The sequence below is a fragment of the Kribbella sp. NBC_00709 genome (assembly GCF_036226565.1).
In the GTDB taxonomy this organism is placed as follows: Bacteria; Actinomycetota; Actinomycetes; order Propionibacteriales; family Kribbellaceae; genus Kribbella.
Genome location: NZ_CP108996.1, coordinates 3,660,410 through 3,676,709, shown reverse-complemented (window position 1 = coordinate 3,676,709; position 16,300 = coordinate 3,660,410). Strand labels below are relative to the sequence as shown.

Below are 16,300 nucleotides of genomic sequence, written 5' to 3'. Positions count from 1 at the left end.
CCACTCCCTCACCACCGGCCTACCCGAAGCATGCCACTCCCCGCCGACACGCCCCCGACCCGACGCCCAGCCAGCCCGAGCGCCGAGTCGTGGCGATTGGCGGCCGGCCCTTCCGCCGAGTCGTGGATCCTGGCTGCTGAAAACTGCCGAAACTCACGACTGGGCGGACGGCGCCGCCGCCAATTGCCACGACTCGGCGGCGAGGCGGGTCAGCCGAAGGGCTGGCGCTCCGGGCTGGCGGTGGCGTCGGGGTAGCCGTTGCCGGTCGCGTGCGGGAGGTACGGCGACGAGCCGTCCGAAGGGAACGGCGGCGGGGTGGTCGACGCCACCGAGCTCGTCGCCGCGGGCTGCGGGCTCGGCGTGGGCGGGGGTGGGGTGGTGGAGAGGGTGTCTCGGACGGTGCCCAGGAGGCGTTGTTCGACTTGTTGGAGTTCCGCGACGCGGGCTCGGATCTCCTGCTCTTCGGACCGGGCTTCGGAGAGGAGCTGGTCGGCTTCGGCGTGCGCGGTGGTGCGGACGTGGTCGGCCTCGGCGTGCGCGGTAGTGCGGACGTGGTCGGCCTCGGTGCGGGCGGTTTCGCGGAGGTGGTCGGCGGTGCGTTGGCTGGCGCTGAGGACGCTCAGTTCGTACCGGCGGAGTTCGTCGACCAGTTCGCCGGCGGGGCGTTGGGAGTCGAGGATCGCAGCGGCGGGTTGCGGGATGCCGGCGCCGGGCAGGGTGTCCTCGAGGTCGGCGATCTGCTGGTCGACGCGGGTGAACAGGTCCGCGACGTCAGTACGCATCTGCCGGATCACGGTCGCGGCCGCCTGCACACGCTCGTTGGCTTCGCGCTCGCGTTCACGGGCCGTCCGTTCGGCTGACGTGATCACGTCGAGCGCCACGACCGCCGCCCGCTCAGCGGGATCATCAACAGACACCCCCGCAGCACCGTTGGCGCCCGCAGCACCCTCCGCACCCATCGCGCCCGTCGCGCCTTCCGCGCCCGTCGCGCCCTCCGCGCCCTCGGCGGCCGTCGTGCTCATCGCGACGGTGCGTCTCAGTGGCACCTCGTGGATGAAGAGGACGGCCAGCAGGCTCACCACGGCCGCCCCGGCCGCGATCACGAAGATCCGGCCGGTTGCGTCGCCGTACGCGTGCCGCACGATCTCCGCGACCGGCGCCGGCAGCGAGTTCACGTCGAGCACGCTCCCCGACCCACCCTGCGCCGCAGCAACCGCAGCCGGACCGAGCGCCTTGATGTGCTCGGCGATCGAGTCAGTCACCCGCGTCGCCAGCACCGCGCCGAGCACCGACACCCCGACCGCACCACCCAGACTGCGGAAGAACGTGACCGACGCGCTCGCCGCGCCGACCTCGCTGACGTCAACGGTGTTCTGTACGGCGAGCACCAGGTTCTGCATCATCATGCCCATGCCGATGCCCATCGAGAGCATCCCGAGCCCGATGTACCAGTACGGCGAGGTGTGGTCGATCGTCCCGAGTACGCCGAGCCCCGCAGTCAGGAACATCCCGCCGAGCACCAGGTACCGCTTCCACTTCCCGTACCGCGTGATCAGCTGCCCGGACCCGACCGACCCGAGGAACGACCCGAACATCATCGGGATCGTCAGCAATCCGGCCTCGGTCGCGCTGTACCCGCGGGCCACCTGGAAGTACTGCCCGAGGAACACCGCGCTGCCGAACATCGCGATCCCCACCGAGAGGCTCGCGAGGATCGCCAGCGCCGTCGTCCGTTCCCGCACGACGCGAACCGGTACCAGAGGCTCGCGCGCATGCACCTCGACGACGACGGCCAGCAGCGCGAGCACCGCCGTACCGCCGAGATAGGCGCCGGTCTGCCAGGACCACCACGGGAAGTGCACGCCCGCGAACGACACCCAGATCAGCGGCAGGCTGGCCGCGCCCGCGATCAGCAGTGCGCCGAGGTAGTCCATCTTGACCTTGCGCTTCACCACCGGCAGGTGCAGGAACCGTTGCAGAACGATCAGCGAGATCACGGCGAGCGGCACGCACACGTAGAAGCACCACCGCCAGCCCAGCCACGACGTGTCCACGATGACGCCGCCGACGAGCGGCCCGGACACGGTCGCGAGCGCCATCACGGCACCCATGTAGCCGGAGTACCGGCCGCGGTTGCGAGGCGGGATCGCCGCGCCGACGATGGCCTGCGCGAGCGCCATCAGGCCGCCCATCGCGAGCCCCTGCAGTACGCGCGCGCCGATCAGGAACGGCACGTTCTGCGAGGCGCCGGCCAGCATCGAGCCGGTGACGAACATGATGATCGCGAGCTGCACGAGCAGCTTCTTGCTGATCAGGTCCGACAGCTTGCCCCACACCGGCGTGGACACGGTCATCGCGAGCAGGCTGGCGGTGACGACCCAGGTGTACTGCGTCTGCGAGCCCTCGAGGTCCGCGATGATCGTCGGCAGCGCATTGCTGACGATCGTCGAGCTCAGGACCGCGGTGAACAGGGCGGCGAGCAGCCCGGCGAGGATCTCCAGGATCTCCCGGTGCGACAGCTCCGCGGCGGCCGTCGGCGGCGTGGGCGCAGTCGGAGGTGGCGGCGGCGTGGCTGGTGTGGTGTCCGGCTCACCCCCGGCGTACCGGGAGCGATAGCGGTTCGGTGTGTCGGCCGGGGGTGTGGCCGGCGAGGTCCGAGTGGTGGCAGACATCAGTTTCCGTTCGTACGGCGGGATCGCGACGACCGGGGTCAGTGGCGTGCACTGGCCCCGGGGCGGAAACGGCTGACATGTCCTCACACAGCCCGATATTTGGTTGCAACTACCAACAATATCCCCGCAGCGTCAGCAACCGCTCACCGGGAGCCAGTGAACCGTTCAGCGCAGAGCGTGGCCAATTATGAGACGAGCCCTCCTCGGAACTCGCTTTCCGACGTACGATCCGGTGCTTGTTGAGTAATCAACACCCCCGGCGGAGCTGTCAGGGCCCGCCGGGGGCTCACGCGAAGGCAGCGACCAGTACGTCGGCGCAGTCCAGCTGACCGCCCGCGACGACCAGCTGCCCCGGCGCGCTCAGCGCCGGCGCGAACGGGCCCATCCAGAGCGCTCCTTCGGCGGACTCACACGCGGTGCCGTAGACCACGGTCCAGGCCGGCGATCCGGTCGCCATCTCCACGATCGCCGCCTCGAAATCGTCCACCGGCCGGCCGATCACCGGCTCGAACCCGGCCGCCCGGCAGGCCGCGGACATCTGCTCCTGCAACCACGGATCGGCCGGGAGCCGCAGCGGCAACGCGGCCAGGTCGATCAGCTTGACGCCGTCGTCGGCCTGGTACGCCGTCGGCACCAGGACGGAGAGTGGATCGCGCCAGAGCTCGACGACGTGCAAGTCGGCGGCGGCCACCTCCCCGCGGACGAACGCGACATCCAGCTCACCGGCTCGCAACGCGGCGAGATAGTCGCTGGTGGAGCCCGACGTCAGCCTCACGTCGAGGTCCGGCGTCTGCGCTCGCAGCGCGGCAAGACCACGCTCCAGCCGATCGCGGAGCCCGGGCGCCATGCCGATCCGGAGCACGCCGGAGCGCCCGGAAGCGAGCTCGGCCGCGACGTCGCCGGCCCGGTCCGCGGCGGCGAGGACCGCGCGTGCCTCGCGCAGCATCCGTTCGCCGTCGCCGGTCAGCCGCACGTGCCGGGACGACCGATCGAGCAGCTGCAGGCCGAGCTCGCGTTCGAGCCGGGCGACCTGCTGGCTGACCGCGGGCTGGACGATGTTCAGCCGCTCGGCGGCCCGGCCGAAGTGCAGTTCCTCGGCCACCGTGACGAAGTACCGCAGCTGCCGCAGCTCCATCGACCACCCCCGGCGATCACGATTCCTTATCGCTGTACAGCGTAACTGCGTCTGGGTCGCCCGCTCCCGGACCCGTTGACTGGTGGACATGAGGATCGGACTGTGGATCGACGAAGAGGGCAAGACCATCGACGAGATCGGCGCCGCCGCGAAGGCCGCCGAGGACAACGGCATCGACCGGGTCTGGTTCAGCCAGCGACTCGGCTGGGACGCGTTGACGCTGATCGCGGGCGTCGCGCCGTACACCTCGACCATCGGGTACGCCGTCGGCGTCGTGCCGGTGTACCCGCGGCACCCGCTCGCACTCGCGGCGCAGGCGCTCAGCGTGCAGGCGCTGACCGGCAACCGGCTGACGCTCGGCGTCGGCGCGAGCCACCCCCACATGGTGGAAGGCATGCTCGGCATTCCGATGGACCGCCCGGCGGCCTACGTGCGCGAGTACGTCGAGGCGCTGGGCCCGCTGCTCGCCGGTGAACCGACCGACTACGTGGGCGAACGCCTGACCGCCCGCGGCCGGCTCGAGATCGCCGGGGCCGAGGCGCCTGAACTCATCCTGGCCGCGCTCGGTCCGCGGATGCTCAAGACCGCCGGCGAACTCACCGCCGGTACGACGACCAGCTGGGCCGGACCCGAGGTCATCGAGAGCTTCATCCGCCCGACGATCGACGCAGCGGCGACCGCGGCGGGCCGGCCCGCGCCGCAGGTGATCGCGGGCGTCTGCGTCGCGGTCACGGACGATCCGGAGGCGGCCCGGAACTGGATCGGGTCGCACTACGGCGCGGCCGGCGACATGCCGTCGTACCGCGCGGTGCTGGATCGCGGCGGCAAGGGCGGACCGGAGGAAACCGCTGTCCTCGGCGACGAGGAGACAGTGGCCAAGGAGCTCCAGCGGTACGCGGACGCCGGTACGACGGAGTTCCTGGTCTGCCCGGTCGGGACGGGCGCGGAGGTGGAGCGGACGATCAGGTTCGCGCTCGACTACGCGTAGGCGTGTCCAAAGCCCCGACCTGGCTCCGACTTATCCGTAAAGGGAAAGGATGGGCACATGGAGCTCCAGGACGTGGTGCAGCAGCGGATCGACGAGCTGGTCGAGACGGAGCTCGGGCTGCAGGTGGCGGTGTACCGGCACGGTGAGCTGGTGGTGGACGCGGTCACCGGCGACGGTGTGACGCCGGAGACCTTGTACTACGCGGCGTCGACCGGCAAAGGTGCGTCCGCGACCGTCGCGAACGTGCTGGTGGACCGCGGCATGCTCGACTACGACCAGCCCATCGTGGACCTCTGGCCCGAGTTCGGTGCGCACGGGAAGGACAAGGCGACGCTGCGGCACGTGCTGACGCACTCGGTCGGTCTGCCCGCGCTGCCGCCGGACGCGACCCGGCAGGCGTTCCCCGAGCTCCCCGACTACCTTGCCGCGGCGGAGCCCTGGTGGGAGCCGGGGACGAAGATGACGTACCACGCGGAGACGTTCGGCCTGCTGGTCGGCGAGATCGTCCGGCGCGCGACCGGCCGCTCGATCTCCGCCGTACTGCGGGAGCTCATCACCCCGCTCGGTATCGAGAACGACGTGTTCTTCGCGCTCCCCGCGGACCAGCGGGACCGGCTGATGCCGATCGTCGAACCGGACGGCGCCGAGGAGACCTTCGCGATGCTGGCCGGAATGTTCAGCAAGGTCATGCCGCCGGCGATGCAGCCGCGGGCCGCCGCACTCAACCGGCCGGAGGAGCTCGCGATCGAGGACGCGTCGAGCGGCATCCTCACCGCTCGTGGCATCGCCAAGCTGTACGCCGCATTGATCGGCGAGGTGGACGGCGTCCGGCTGGTGCGGCCCGAGGCGGTGCCAGTGATCACCGGGCCGGCGCTGGTCGCGCAGGACGAGTTGCTGGGCAATCCGGCGACCTGGGCGCTCGGCCTGCCGATCGGCAGGCTCGGGTCGACGGCGGAGGAGAGCCCGACCACGTTCGGGATGCCGGGCATGGGTGGCAGTGTCGCCTGGGCGGACACGCGCTCAGGCGTCGCGTTCGCGTTGACCAGAACGCTTTTCGATCCGGCCGGGTCTCCGTCCGCGATCGAGATCGGCAATCTGGTTGCGAAAACTCTTTGCTGAAAACCCTTTGTGGTAAGGGCTTTCAGCTTTCAGGATTCGCGGACCGAGCGCTGGTCGACCCAGACGAGATGGCCGTGGTGGCTGACGAGAACCTCGTCGGCCCCGGCCGTCCCGCTCCGTCGACCCAGCTCCTGGCCCGCGATCCAGCGTCCGCCGATGAGGACCTGGACGGCGACCGGCCGCGCCGGTGAGGGGGCTACGGGCATGGCACCTGCTTCTGGACAGGGGCGGATGTGATGGGAAGGTTGTGGGGGCTGGTTTCCCAACCAGACGCAAGCCTACAACCGCCCGATGACCGACCGTTAGTTGTAATTCAGATTCGTCAGGGAGCTTTATGTCCAAGCCGATCTTCGTCGTGCAACTGCATGACGCGCGGCGGCTGCACTACGACGTACGGCTCGAGGTCGACGGGGTGCTGAAGTCGTGGGCGGTGCCGCGGGGACCGTCGCTGGACCCGATCGTGAAGCGGCTCGCGGTGTTCACGACGGACCACGATCTGGAGTACGCGTCGTACGAGGGGGTGCACCGCGACGCGCAGTACGGCAGCGGCGCCGTGATCGTCTGGGACGCCGGCGTCTACACCAATCTCACCCGCGACGACCGGCGCCGGCTCGTCGATCCCGCGGAGGCGATCGAGCGCGGGCACTTGAAGGTGCAACTGCACGGCGTGAAGCTCAACGGCGCCTGGGCCTTCACCCGGACCGGCGCCGACTGGCTGCTGGTCAAGGTGAAGGACGCGGACGCCGACCCTGGCCTGGATCTGACGGTGACCGAACCCCGCTCGGTGCTGAGCGGTCTGACCATCGAAGAGATGGCCGCCTCCTGATCACCAGCCGTCGATGTGGAGAACGTCGTCGAGTGGCTGCCGCGCGGCCGGCTTGAAGTCGGTGCCGATCGTGTACGCGGTCGGGATCAACACCGTCTGCCGGATGTCCTCCGGTAGACCGAGCAGCTCGGACACCTCCTGCTCGTAGCTCAGGTGCAGCGTCGTCCACGCCGTACCGAGGGCACGGGCCCGGGCGGCGAGCATGTAGCTCCACGCCGACGGCAGGATCGAGCCCCACAGGCCGGCCTGGTTCCCCGCGGGCAGCGAGTGGACCTTGAGGCAAGGGATCACCAGCACGGGGACCTGCCCCATCCGCTCGCCCAGGTAGGCCACGCTGTCACCGACCCGTCGCTGGACCGGACCGCGCTCGGGGTCGTCCGCATGCAGCTTCCCCGCCGCGCCCGGACCGGCCAGGTACTGCTCGACCGACCGCCGGTAGTACTCACCGATGGCTGCGCGCTTCTCGGCGTCCGTGATCACCAGCCAGTGCCAGGTCTGCCGATTGCTCCCCGACGGCGCCTGCAGAGCGATCTCGATGCACTCCCGGATCAGCTCCATCGGCACCGGTCGTTCGAGGTCGAGGCGCTTGCGGACAGTCCGGGTCGTCGTCAGCAGCTCGTCGGGGTTCAGGTCCAGGGTGTAGGTCACGCGGAACAGTGTGTCAGCAGACGTACGTGCTGTTCGGGTGCACCTTCTCGCAGTACCGGACGTGCAGATGGTTGTCGTGAGCGGGCCAGTTCATCGTCAGGCCCTCGTTGATCAGCGTCGGGTCGTTGAACCAGATGTACTTCACGTGCCCGGGCGCCGCGGCGCGGACGGCCTGGATCAGCTGGCGAGTAGCGGCACGGTCGTACGTCGTGCTCTCCCAGGTGATCCGTCCTGCGATGCATTGCGCGTTGTCCGTACGAATCGGCCAGATGTCGATGTCCATGCCGTTGTCGTGGCTGGCATGCCCGGGGAGGTCACCACCGTGCTCGAACCCGGCGTCGCCGTACGGAACCTTGCCCTGGTTGGTGGTGCTCGTCGGAAAGAAGGCATTCGACAGGACAAGAGGGTGTGAGATAGTTCTGAAGCAGACTATCTGCTAGCGGAAGGATTCACGATGGCTCTGAACCTGTCGGCCGACGAGGTACTGTCCACGACCCGCGCCGTCCGGAAGCGGCTCGACTTCTCCCGGCCGGTCCCACGCACGCTGATCGAGGAGTGCGTCGACCTCGCGACCCAGGCGCCGACCGGACGGAACCGGCAGCGATGGCATTTTCTGGTCGTCACCGACGACGCCCAGCGGCGGGCCGTGGCGGACATCTTCCGGCGGGCGCTGTCCCAGGCGGCCGGCCAGCCGTTGACTACCGACGACGTACGGCGGATGAACCATCACGCCCGCTCGACCGAGCGGGTGTTCGACAGCCTGCGGTATCTCGCGGACAACATCCACCGGGTCCCGGCGTTCGTGATCCCGGCGGTGGAGGGACGCACCGACCGGGCCTCGGCGGCGGACCAGTCCGGGACCTGGGGCTCGATCCTGCCGGCGGTCTGGAGTTTCATGCTCGCCGCCCGCGAGCGTGGGCTGGGGACGGTGTGGACCACCGCCCAGGGCCCGCTCGAGCGGGAGCTCGCGACGGTACTGCGCGTTCCGTACGACGACGTGATGCTGGCCGCGTTCATCCCGCTGGCGTTCACGATCGGGACCGACTTCAAGCCGGCGAAGCGGGTCCCGCGCGATCAGGTGCTGCACTGGGACCGGTGGTAAGCAACGGTCACTCGAACGGGGTCGGGTCTCCGGCACCGACTCGGACGAGCTCGGGGACGTCCTCGGAGAAGTCGACGACCGTGGTCGGCTCGGTGCCGGCCTCGCCCTCGATGACGGCGTCGATCTGGTTGTCGAGTTCTTCCTTGATCTCCCAGCCCTGCGTCATCGGCTCCTCGTGGCCGGGGAGCAGCAGGGTGCTGGAGACCAGCGGCTCACCGAGCTCCGCGACGAGCGCCTGGGTGACCACGTGGTCCGGGATCCGCACGCCGACGGTCTTCTTCTTCGGGTGCAGCAGCCGGCGCGGAACCTCCTTGGTGGCCGGCAGGATGAACGTGTAGCTGCCCGGCGTGGCCGCCTTGATCGAGCGGAAGACGGCGTTGCTGATGTGCACGAACTGCCCGAGCTGCGCGAAGTTCTCACACACCAGCGTGAAGTGGTGCCGGTCGTCGAGGTGCCGGATGGTCCGGATCCGATCGATCCCGTCCCTGTTCCCCAGCTGGCAGCCGAGCGCGTAGCAGGAGTCGGTCGGGTACGCGATCAGCCCGTCCTCGCGGAGCAGGTCCACCACCTGCCCGATCGACCGCCGCTGAGGGTTCTCGGGATGGACGTCGAAATACCTGGCCATGACCGGGGAGCTTAGCCCTATTCGGCCAGGCCGATCGGCGTCGCGGTGACCACCAGGTTGTCCTCGTAGCCACCACGATCGGCGTGGTACGGGCCGGTGCAGGTGATGAGGATCAGCCGATGAGCCACAGTCTGGTCGAACGCACCGCTCTTGGTCGCCAGCGCGTCCTTCGGCACCGACTGGACCGACACGACCCGGTACGACGCCGTGTGGCCGGCACCGTTCAGTACAACGGTCTCGCCCGGCCGCACGTTGAGCAGACGCGCGAAGAAGCCGATCTCGGTCTTCGTGTCGACGTGCCCGGCCAGCACCACCGAACCGAACGGATCACCGGCTTCGGCGCCGCCGTCCCACCAGCCGACCCGCTGCGCCATCGCGGGCACCTGCAGCTGGCCGTTGACGGTAGTTGCCGGCAGCACCGGTGCGTCCTTGCCGCCCGGCAGCACCACCTGTTGCGGGACGAAGCGGATGCGTTGGCTCGGAGCCGGTGTGCCGACCCGCCCCGGCGGCGCCGTCATCGGCACCGTCGGGGTGGGCACGGAAGACGGCGTACCTCCCTGCGTGAAACCAAACGTGGGCGTCGGCGTAGACACCGCGCCGTCCGCCCCGGCGGCACAACCCGCCAGGGCGAGACAGCACAGCGCCGTACCGGCTAGTGCCCGCTTCAGCGGCGGACTACTTTCCGTGCCGTGACGACAGCGACACCCAGTGCGGCGAGGAACACCACGACCCACAGTCCGGACTGGCCGGCGGGGCTCTGCGCCTGGTCGAGCCCCGCCATCTGTCCACCTGTTCCGGTGTTCACCACACCCGGCTTCGACGACCCGGTGGCCGGCACCTTGATCGTGCCGAGCGCGACCGTCATCGTCTTCTGGCTGGGCGCACCGATCGCGAACACCCGAGTCAGGTAACCGGCCTTCACCGGCAGGTCCAACGGACCGAGAACAACAGGAGACGTTGCGCCGGTGGGCACGATCTCGACCTTGTAAGTGGCCGCCGGAACGACCACGTCGAGCGATTCACCGTTCGCCACGTTACGGAAAAGCACAGTTCCGTTCACCCGAATGTCAGCCGGCCCGACGGCCGCGTCGTGCGCAACCCGCAAACCGGCCTTGTCCGCCGGCACCGCGGTCAGCTTGTTCGCGTACGTCGTGATCAGCGGCGCACCCGTCGGCGACACCGGCTGATGGATGACGACGTCGAGGCTGGCGCCGGATCCGGCCGCGACCTCGCGCTGGATCACCAGCTTTCCGTTCTGCTTCGCGGTGATCATCCGCTTGCCGGACGCGACACCGAACGGCCCTACCAACTTGCCCCCGGCCACCCCGGTCGCGACCTGATGGCCGTCGACACTGATGTCCAGACTGCGCCCGGGTAGCCCCTGGACGAAGTACAAGTTGGCCCCCGCGGCTGCGTCGGCCGGTGCCATCAGCGCTGCCGGCGCGGCCGCCACGGTGACGGCGAGCACCAGGGACAGCACCCTGCGAATTACCGGACCACGAATTCTCGAAATACCTTGGTTTACCGCCCGGGATTGCCCGGACACGCTCCGTTCCTGCATTTCCCTCCCCCTCCGATGTTCATCGGAAAAATAAAGCAAGAATTGCCCGACCCCATGAATTCGGGCGTATCGTATGCCCCAGTCCGACCGGACCGGAAGGGGAAACGGTCAGGTCCGTTTTTGGGGGGCGGCGACTCGTGGCAGGACTCGGCTCACCGCACCGGCTTCGCAGGTTCCTCCCCGAGCGGGCATCGGGGGTGGAGGAGCCCGGACGCACGGCACGATTCCGGATCCTGGCGGCGGCCGCGCTGGTGCTGGGGTACAGCGCGACCGCCGCTTGTTCGAACGCCGGCGCGCTGCCTGTCTCCCCGAGCCCCGGACTGAACAGCTCGCGGCCGGCTGCCACCACCAGCGCGGTCCCCGTGGGCAGCACGCCCGGTCCGGGCGAGACCAAGCCCGGCATCCAGCTGATCGTCGTACCGCAGCGGGACGGGTCGTTCGACATGACCGAGAACGTGATGTTGCCCCAGGCCACCGACATCCTGCCGCTGCAGCTCCCGACGTCCGGCGACCACCTGCCCGGCATGATGTCCCGGACAACGCCCCGGGTGACCAACCTGAAGGTCGTCGCCGACGACCAGTCCGTGCCGATCGGGAACACCACCGTCACCGCCGCCGGCGACCTGCCGCTGACCGTCTCCGCGACCAGGATCCAGCTGACGTACCGGCTGTCCGGATCGACGGTCCTCGCCTCGCCGTCGGCGTCGACGCGCGCCAGCTCGGCCGTCCGGCCACTCACCGCCAGCGCCGGAGGCACGCTGCCCACCAACGTCACGGTGACCAGCGGCCTGCTGAACGCGATCTGCCCGCTACTGACCGAGACCAGGTGCGCGGTCGGCGATCCGCCCATCCTCGGGATCCAGCCCGGCATCCCGGCCAGCAAGGCACTCGTCGTACTCCAGCTGGATCTGCCACGCTGACTGCATGACCGAAGATCGGATCGCTCTGGGTACCGCCCGGGGCCGGTGGGTGCTGGCGGCGACGGCGCTCGGGTCGGGGATGGCGTTCCTGGACGGAACGGTCGTGAACGTCGCCTTGCCGGCCATGGGCGAGGACCTCAACGCGAACATGGCCGGCCTGCAGTGGATCGTGAACGGCTACATGCTGATGCTCGCCTCGCTGGTCCTACTCAGCGGCTCGCTCGGCGACCGGCTCGGGCGGCGGCGTACGTTCGTCGTCGGGGTGGTCTGGTTCGCCATCGCCTCGATGGTCTGCGCGATCGCGCCGACACTCGAGGTGATGATCGCGGGCCGGGTCCTGCAGGGCATCGGCGGCGCCCTGCTGACACCGGGCAGCCTGGCGATCCTGCAGACGACGTTCCAGCACTCCGATCGCGGCAAGGCGGTCGGCACCTGGTCCGGTCTGACCTCGGTCGCCGCGGCCGTCGGCCCGTTCGTCGGCGGCACCCTCGTCGACAGCGGGGCCTGGCAGCTGATCTTCCTGATCAACGTACCGATCGCGCTGGTGACCGTGCTGGTCACTCTCCGGCACGTGCCCGAGACCCGCGACGAGAGCGCCGGCGGCAAACTCGACCTCAACGGCGCGCTCCTCGCGACGCTCGGTCTCGCCGGACTGACCTTCGGCCTGATCAGCGCCGGTGACCACGGCTTCACCGATCCGATGGTCCTGGTCAGCCTGATCATCGGGGTCGTCTCGTTCGCCGGGTTCGTCGAGGTGGAGCGCCGCAGCTCGCACCCGATGCTGCCGCTGGGCATCTTCGCCAACATCCGCTTCACCGGCGCCAACCTGGTCACGGTCGCCGTGTACGGCGCACTCGGGACGGCGACGTTCCTGGTCGTGGTCTACCTGCAGACCGCCCTGGGCTACTCCGCACTGTGGGCGGGCGCCTCCCTGCTGCCGATGACCGTGCTGATGTTCGCCCTGTCCGGGTACGCCGGCGGGTTGTCGGACCGGATCGGCGCTCGCATCCCGATGACCGTCGGGCCGGTGCTGATGGCCGGCGGATTCCTGTTGATGCTGCGGATCGACAGCGACTCCAGCTACTTCAGCGCCGTACTGCCGGCCGTCGTACTCCTCGGACTCGGACTGGTTTCGACCGTGGCGCCGTTGACCGCGACCGTGTTGTCCTCGGTCGAGGACCACCACGCCGGGATCGCCTCCGGCGTGAACAACGCGGTCGCCCGGTCGGCGCAGTTGATGGCGGTCGCGGCGATCCCGATGGCGGCCGGCATCACCGGCGACGCCTACCGCGATCCCGTTGCCTTCCACAACGGATTCGGCAACGCGCTGTGGATCTCCGCCATCCTCGCGGTGGCGGGCGGCGTGATCGCCTGGGTGACGCTGGGCGACCGCGCCGCGAAGCCGTCCCACCACGTCCTCACCACGGCCATCCACCATCGGCACTGCGCCCTCGAGGCGCCACCGCTCGCGGACGTGCACACCGACGCCCCGCATCGGAGCTGATTTGTCGACTTTTGTCAGCTCTGCCGGCGGATGCCGAGGTAGTGCTTGCGGCTGACCTGGTCGAGGCGTTCGATCGCGTAGCGGAGCATCGTGCGCGGCATCCGGCTCGCGTACTCGTCGAGGAAGTCGCGGAGGTCGGCCTCGGAGACGCGCTTGCCGGCCTCGCGCAGCATCCACCCGGACGCCTTGTGGATCAGGTCTTCCGGGTCGTCGAGGACCTCGGCGGCCAGCTGGAAGGTGTCATCGGTCTGGCCTTGGCCGATCAGGTACTGCGTGGCGACCAGCGCGATCCGGCGTTCCCACAGCAGGCTGGAACGGATCAGCGTGTAGAGCTCGTCCCGTGGCTTGTCGAGCAGGTAGCCGCCGACGATCTGGGGAGCACTGCAGTCGACCAGATCCCAGTTGTTGATGTACGCCGTACTGCGGAGGTAGAGGTCGTGGATCGCGGCGAGCTCGGCCGGGTCCGCAGTCCGCGGCTTGAGGGCGCGGGACGCCCGATCAGCCAGCAGGCAGAGGACCGCGAGGCGATGCTCGTGAATCGGACTGGTCAGGGCGTGCTCGAGCTCGGGCAGCGGCAGGCCGGCCAGCAGGTACGGCTTGAGGATGCCGCGGATCGTCGACAGCTTCACGCCGACCATCTGGTCGCCGTGGCCGTAGCCGCCGGGCTGGAGCTGGAAGTACCGCGCCAGCACCTCTGCCACCGCCGGATCGGCGGCCGCGTCGACGGCTTCGAGCAGATCCGTGGTGATCAGACCAGCATCCCTCCGGTCGCGCGGAGGTTCTGACCGGTCATCCACCGGGAATCCGGGCCGGCCAGGAACGCGACGACGTCGGCCACCTCCGCGGGCTGACCCATCCGGCCCAGCGCGGTGATGCCGACCAGCGCGTCCTCGACCTGCGGCGGGTTGTGGTCGTGGAACATGTCGGTGTCGGTCGCGCCCGGCGACACCGTGTTGACCGTGATCGCGCGTGGACCGTACTCGCGCGCGGCGATCTTCACGAACTGTTCGAGGGCGGCTTTGCTCGCGGCGTACAGCGAGATGCCGGGACCGGGCATGACGGTGTTGAGGGTGGACATCGCGACGATCCGGCCGCCGTCGGCCAGGACCCGGCCGGCGCGCTGGATCGCGAAGTACGGTCCCTTGACGTTCGTCGCGAACAGCTGGTCGTAGTCCTCGACCGTGACGTCGGCGATCGGCTTCACCATCGCCTGCGCCGCGTTGCAGACGAAGATGTCCAGCGTCCCGGTCGGCTCGGCCGCCCGGTCGAAGAGTTCGTCGATCGCGGACAGGTCCGACTGATCCGCCTGTACGGCGATGGCCTCGCCGCCTGCGGCTTTGACCTCGGCAACCACCTCGGCCGCGGCCGCCTCACTGCTCGCGTAGGTGAAGGTCACCACGGCACCGTCCGCGGCCAACCGCCGTACGATCGCCGCGCCGATACCGCGCGAGCCTCCGGTGACCAGCGCTGCCTTGCCGTCGAGAACGCCCATGTCACCTTGTCTATCACCGCCCTGGGTCCGTCGTTTGCTTGACTGGCAGGGCTTCAGAGGTCGGAGGTCACGCTCCGGGGTCATCGCTCGCGGACCCGTTGTGACTGTCGCTCGTTGGGGCATACGGTGAGAGCAGGGCAGTTCCACCCGCCAGGACCCTGCGTTCGAGGCACTACCCGGGGAGAGACCCGCGTGACAAGCCATTCAGAGCCGCGGGACGGTGAGATGATCCGAACCACCTTCGACGCCGTGACGGAACAGTTGGCACCCGGCGTGCTGCTGGTCCGGATGTCCGGTGAGATCGACATCGCCACCACCGACTTCGCCGCCGAGTCGATCCGCGCCGCGATCGCGCCACCGGCCCGGCTGGTGCTGATCGAGCTCTCCGCGGTCACGTTCTGCAGTTCGGCCGGCCTCGGCAACCTCGTGGAGGCCCGGAACCTGGCCGGCGAGCACAACATCACCCTGGCCCTGGTCGGCGTCGGCCGCCCGGTCGACCGCCCCCTCACCGTCACCGGCCTCGGCGGCGCGTTCCGCATCTACAGCACGGTCGCGGAGGCACTCGCCGAGCTCTGAAGTCGGGTCTGGTCGGCGGATACGGTAGCTTTCGGTGTCTCCGACGAAGGAAAGTCATGGGTGAGCTAGCGAAGATCGTGGTCGTCGTGCCGACCTACAACGAGCGGGAGAACCTGCCCGTGCTGGCCGGGCTGCTGTCCGACCTGAACCTGCCCGGCCTGGAGCTCCTCGTCGTCGACGACAACTCCCCCGACGGTACGGGCGACATCGCCGACGAGCTGGCGAAGGAGTCGCCGGAGAAGGTCGGCGTACTGCACCGGACCGTCAAGGACGGCCTGGGCCGCGCGTACGTCGCCGGGATCAGCCGTGCGCTCGACGAGGGTGCCGACATCGTCATCCAGATGGACGCCGACCTGTCCCACCCGGCCTCGGTCATCCCGACCATGGTCGAGACGCTGCGGACGACGGACGCCGGCGTGGTGATCGGGTCACGGTACGTCCCGGGCGGCTCCGCGGCGGCCGAATGGGGCTGGCACCGGCGGGCGCTGTCCGCATGGGCGAACTTCTACGTGAACGCGATCCTGCGGCTGCACGTGAAGGACGCCACGGCCGGCTTCAAGGCATGGAAGGCGGACACCCTGCGCTGGATCGACGTCACGTCGATCGAGAGCAACGGGTACTCGTTCCAGGTCGAGATGAACTACCGGACCGTCAAGCGCGGCCGGAAGATCGCCGAGGTGCCGATCCACTTCGAGGAGCGCACCGAGGGTGTGTCGAAGATGTCGCTGAAGGTGCAGCTCGAGTCGGCGCTGATGCCGTGGAAGCTGCTGTTCAACCGCGGTTAGCCGTAGCCCAGCTCGTGCAGGCGGGCGTCGTCGATCCCGAAGTGGTGCGCGATCTCGTGCACCACTGTGACGTTCACCTCGTCGAGGACGTCGCTGTACGTGTCGCAGATCGCCAGCGTCGGGTTCCGGTAGATCGTGATCCGGTCCGGCAGGACGCCGCCGTACTCGTGCCCGCGCTCGGTCAGCGGGATGCCTTCGTAGATCCCGAGCAGCTCCGGATCGCCCGGCGGCGGATCGTCCTCGACGAACACGGCCACGTTCTCCATCAGCAGCGCGAGCTCCTCGGGGATGTCGTCCAGCGCGTCCGAGACCAGCGCCTCGAAGTTCGCCCGGCTTATCTCGATCAC

General features: G+C 69.2%; 19 protein-coding genes. 8 read left to right on the top strand and 11 right to left on the bottom strand.

Going from position 1 to position 16,300, the window contains the following annotated elements:
- Positions 1-209: 209 nt before the first annotated feature.
- Complete coding sequence (locus OHA18_RS18125; protein ID WP_329005285.1) at positions 210-2,672, bottom strand: MFS transporter; 2,463 nt, start codon at positions 2,670-2,672, stop codon at positions 210-212.
- 286 nt (positions 2,673-2,958) lie between these two features.
- Positions 2,959-3,807, bottom strand: a complete 849-nt coding sequence (locus tag OHA18_RS18120; RefSeq protein WP_329005284.1) for a LysR family transcriptional regulator — start codon at positions 3,805-3,807, stop codon at positions 2,959-2,961.
- Positions 3,808-3,895: 88 nt separating this feature from the next.
- On the opposite strand from OHA18_RS18120, the gene OHA18_RS18115 reads away from it, so the two are divergent.
- Both OHA18_RS18115 and OHA18_RS18110 read left to right on the top strand, forming a co-directional pair.
- The gene (locus tag OHA18_RS18115) at positions 3,896-4,795 is read left to right on the top strand and encodes a TIGR03564 family F420-dependent LLM class oxidoreductase (protein ID WP_329005283.1); all 900 of its coding nucleotides are present in this window, start codon (positions 3,896-3,898) and stop codon (positions 4,793-4,795) included.
- A gap of 57 nt (positions 4,796-4,852) precedes the next feature.
- Complete coding sequence (locus tag OHA18_RS18110) at positions 4,853-5,914, top strand: serine hydrolase domain-containing protein (protein ID WP_329005282.1); 1,062 nt, start codon at positions 4,853-4,855, stop codon at positions 5,912-5,914.
- Positions 5,915-5,943: 29 nt separating this feature from the next.
- Here OHA18_RS18110 and OHA18_RS18105 read toward each other — a convergent pair whose 3' ends face one another.
- Positions 5,944-6,120 carry a hypothetical protein gene (locus OHA18_RS18105; RefSeq protein WP_329005281.1) on the bottom strand — a complete coding sequence of 59 codons (177 nt, stop codon included), beginning with the start codon at positions 6,118-6,120 and terminating at the stop codon, positions 5,944-5,946.
- Positions 6,121-6,248: 128 nt separating this feature from the next.
- Here OHA18_RS18105 and OHA18_RS18100 point away from each other — a divergent pair, with 128 nt between their 5' ends.
- A complete protein-coding gene (locus OHA18_RS18100; RefSeq protein ID WP_329005280.1) occupies positions 6,249-6,740 on the top strand; it encodes a DNA polymerase ligase N-terminal domain-containing protein in 492 nt (163 codons plus the stop codon).
- Here OHA18_RS18100 and OHA18_RS18095 read toward each other — a convergent pair whose 3' ends face one another.
- Both OHA18_RS18095 and OHA18_RS18090 read right to left on the bottom strand, forming a co-directional pair.
- Positions 6,741-7,388 carry a nitroreductase family protein gene (locus OHA18_RS18095; protein ID WP_329005279.1) on the bottom strand — a complete coding sequence of 216 codons (648 nt, stop codon included), beginning with the start codon at positions 7,386-7,388 and terminating at the stop codon, positions 6,741-6,743.
- Between the two features lie 13 nt (positions 7,389-7,401).
- A complete protein-coding gene (locus OHA18_RS18090) occupies positions 7,402-7,785 on the bottom strand; it encodes a penicillin-insensitive murein endopeptidase (RefSeq protein WP_329006132.1) in 384 nt (127 codons plus the stop codon).
- Between the two features lie 57 nt (positions 7,786-7,842).
- On the opposite strand from OHA18_RS18090, the gene OHA18_RS18085 reads away from it, so the two are divergent.
- Entirely contained in the window at positions 7,843-8,490 is a 648-nt protein-coding gene (locus OHA18_RS18085; RefSeq protein ID WP_329005278.1) for a nitroreductase family protein, read from the top strand.
- 7 nt (positions 8,491-8,497) lie between these two features.
- Here the strand turns inward: OHA18_RS18085 and OHA18_RS18080 are convergent, their stop codons facing one another.
- The 3 genes from OHA18_RS18080 to OHA18_RS18070 all read right to left on the bottom strand — a co-directional run bounded on the left by OHA18_RS18080 (position 8,498) and on the right by OHA18_RS18070 (position 10,595).
- Positions 8,498-9,115, bottom strand: coding sequence for an L-threonylcarbamoyladenylate synthase (locus OHA18_RS18080; protein ID WP_329005277.1), 618 nt, complete (start codon positions 9,113-9,115; stop codon positions 8,498-8,500).
- 17 nt (positions 9,116-9,132) lie between these two features.
- A complete protein-coding gene (locus tag OHA18_RS18075; protein ID WP_329005276.1) occupies positions 9,133-9,654 on the bottom strand; it encodes a class F sortase in 522 nt (173 codons plus the stop codon).
- Between the two features lie 125 nt (positions 9,655-9,779).
- The gene (locus OHA18_RS18070; RefSeq protein WP_329005275.1) at positions 9,780-10,595 is read right to left on the bottom strand and encodes a DUF4397 domain-containing protein; all 816 of its coding nucleotides are present in this window, start codon (positions 10,593-10,595) and stop codon (positions 9,780-9,782) included.
- A 278-nt stretch (positions 10,596-10,873) separates the two neighbouring features.
- Here OHA18_RS18070 and OHA18_RS18065 point away from each other — a divergent pair, with 278 nt between their 5' ends.
- Together OHA18_RS18065 and OHA18_RS18060 are read left to right on the top strand one after the other, a co-directional pair.
- Positions 10,874-11,596: a hypothetical protein gene (locus tag OHA18_RS18065; protein WP_329005274.1), complete on the top strand. Its 723-nt coding sequence runs from the start codon at positions 10,874-10,876 to the stop codon at positions 11,594-11,596.
- 4 nt (positions 11,597-11,600) lie between these two features.
- Positions 11,601-13,100, top strand: a complete 1,500-nt coding sequence (locus OHA18_RS18060) for an MFS transporter (RefSeq protein WP_329005273.1) — start codon at positions 11,601-11,603, stop codon at positions 13,098-13,100.
- A gap of 14 nt (positions 13,101-13,114) precedes the next feature.
- Here OHA18_RS18060 and OHA18_RS18055 read toward each other — a convergent pair whose 3' ends face one another.
- On the bottom strand, positions 13,115-13,897 hold the full coding sequence (locus tag OHA18_RS18055; RefSeq protein ID WP_329005272.1) for a DNA alkylation repair protein: 783 nt from the start codon (positions 13,895-13,897) through the stop codon (positions 13,115-13,117).
- Positions 13,849-14,592, bottom strand: a complete 744-nt coding sequence (locus OHA18_RS18050) for an SDR family oxidoreductase (RefSeq protein ID WP_329005271.1) — start codon at positions 14,590-14,592, stop codon at positions 13,849-13,851. Before OHA18_RS18050 ends, OHA18_RS18055 begins: the two co-directional genes overlap by 49 nt.
- Positions 14,593-14,817: 225 nt before the next feature.
- On the opposite strand from OHA18_RS18050, the gene OHA18_RS18045 reads away from it, so the two are divergent.
- Both OHA18_RS18045 and OHA18_RS18040 read left to right on the top strand, forming a co-directional pair.
- Entirely contained in the window at positions 14,818-15,168 is a 351-nt protein-coding gene (locus OHA18_RS18045) for an STAS domain-containing protein (RefSeq protein WP_329005270.1), read from the top strand.
- A gap of 56 nt (positions 15,169-15,224) precedes the next feature.
- Positions 15,225-15,953, top strand: a complete 729-nt coding sequence (locus OHA18_RS18040) for a polyprenol monophosphomannose synthase (RefSeq protein ID WP_329005269.1) — start codon at positions 15,225-15,227, stop codon at positions 15,951-15,953.
- Here the strand turns inward: OHA18_RS18040 and OHA18_RS18035 are convergent.
- A complete protein-coding gene (locus OHA18_RS18035; RefSeq protein WP_329005268.1) occupies positions 15,950-16,300 on the bottom strand; it encodes a metallopeptidase family protein in 351 nt (116 codons plus the stop codon). The genes OHA18_RS18040 and OHA18_RS18035 overlap by 4 nt on opposite strands.

Excerpts from the sequence above, each read along its gene's own strand:
- OHA18_RS18125 (WP_329005285.1), bottom strand. The coding sequence starts at position 2,672 with ATGTCTGCCACCACTCGGACCTCGCCGGCCACACCCCCGGCCGACACA.
- OHA18_RS18120 (WP_329005284.1), bottom strand. The coding sequence starts at position 3,807 with ATGGAGCTGCGGCAGCTGCGGTACTTCGTCACGGTGGCCGAGGAACTG.
- OHA18_RS18115 (WP_329005283.1), top strand. The coding sequence starts at position 3,896 with ATGAGGATCGGACTGTGGATCGACGAAGAGGGCAAGACCATCGACGAG.
- OHA18_RS18110 (WP_329005282.1), top strand. The coding sequence starts at position 4,853 with ATGGAGCTCCAGGACGTGGTGCAGCAGCGGATCGACGAGCTGGTCGAG.
- OHA18_RS18105 (WP_329005281.1), bottom strand. The coding sequence starts at position 6,120 with ATGCCCGTAGCCCCCTCACCGGCGCGGCCGGTCGCCGTCCAGGTCCTC.
- OHA18_RS18100 (WP_329005280.1), top strand. The coding sequence starts at position 6,249 with ATGTCCAAGCCGATCTTCGTCGTGCAACTGCATGACGCGCGGCGGCTG.
- OHA18_RS18085 (WP_329005278.1), top strand. The coding sequence starts at position 7,843 with ATGGCTCTGAACCTGTCGGCCGACGAGGTACTGTCCACGACCCGCGCC.
- OHA18_RS18080 (WP_329005277.1), bottom strand. The coding sequence starts at position 9,115 with ATGGCCAGGTATTTCGACGTCCATCCCGAGAACCCTCAGCGGCGGTCG.
- OHA18_RS18060 (WP_329005273.1), top strand. The coding sequence starts at position 11,601 with ATGACCGAAGATCGGATCGCTCTGGGTACCGCCCGGGGCCGGTGGGTG.
- OHA18_RS18050 (WP_329005271.1), bottom strand. The coding sequence starts at position 14,592 with ATGGGCGTTCTCGACGGCAAGGCAGCGCTGGTCACCGGAGGCTCGCGC.
- OHA18_RS18045 (WP_329005270.1), top strand. The coding sequence starts at position 14,818 with ATGATCCGAACCACCTTCGACGCCGTGACGGAACAGTTGGCACCCGGC.
- OHA18_RS18040 (WP_329005269.1), top strand. The coding sequence starts at position 15,225 with ATGGGTGAGCTAGCGAAGATCGTGGTCGTCGTGCCGACCTACAACGAG.